1 pseudogene is annotated in these 864 nt (G+C 58.7%); it reads right to left on the bottom strand.

The features are described from left to right. Positions 1–864, bottom strand: a pseudogene (locus AKG09_RS11495) (RHS repeat protein); the annotation flags it as partial.

The raw sequence follows: 864 nt of genomic DNA, 5'->3' as shown, positions 1-864 counted from the left end.
GCCTTCTTGCTTGGTCGTAGTGGTAGCCGAAGGTGTGGCCGAGTGCATTGGTACGTTGCGTCGGCAGGCCGTCTTGGCCGTATTCGTACGCGGTGGTGTGGCCTTCGCCGTCGGTATGACCGGTCAGGCGGCCGGCATGGTCGTAACGGAAGGTTTCTTTGCTGCCGTCGGGATAAAGGGCGAGGGTGAGGTTTCGGTTGGCGTCGTAATGGTATTCGGTATGTTGGCCTAAGGCATCGGTAATGCGCGCCAATTGTCCTTCGGGGGTGTAGGCCAGTTTGGTTTGGTGGCCGGAGCAGTCGGTAATCAGGTCGGGTTGGTGGTTGCGGTCGTAATGATACTCGGTGGTGCTGCCTTTGGGGTCGGTCACACTCAGCAGCAAACCGTTGCCGGCATATTCGAAACGGGTGGTGTGTTTGAGCGGGTCGGTGTGGGTGAGCAGGTTGCCGGCTTCGTCGTAGGTGTAGCCGTCGTAGTTTCCTTCGGCATCGCTTTTGCGGATCAGGCGGTAGCTGTCGTCGTAGTCGAAATGCAGCATGGCGCCGTCGGGGCGGACGATGGTCTCGATTTGGCCTTCGTTGCTGTATCGGTAGCGGGTAACGCGGCCCATCGCATCGGTGTGGCTGAGCAGACGGCCCAAGTTGTCGCGTTCCATGATGTGGGTGCTGCCGTCGGCGAACACCCGTTTGGTCAACTCGTTGTTGCAATCGTAATGGTATTGTTCGGTGCGCCCCAAGACGTCGGTGACTTCGGTATAGCCGTCGTGGTAAGCGAAACGCCATTCCTCACCCAGCGAAGTCCAATTGCGCAATACTTTGCCGGTGGGGGTGTAATGGCTGTATTCGTAATAGGCGGTCAAGCCCG

The organism is Neisseria sp. 83E34 (assembly GCF_001308015.1).
In the GTDB taxonomy this organism is placed as follows: domain Bacteria; phylum Pseudomonadota; class Gammaproteobacteria; order Burkholderiales; family Neisseriaceae; genus Neisseria.
This window is presented reverse-complemented; position numbering and strand designations above follow the sequence as displayed.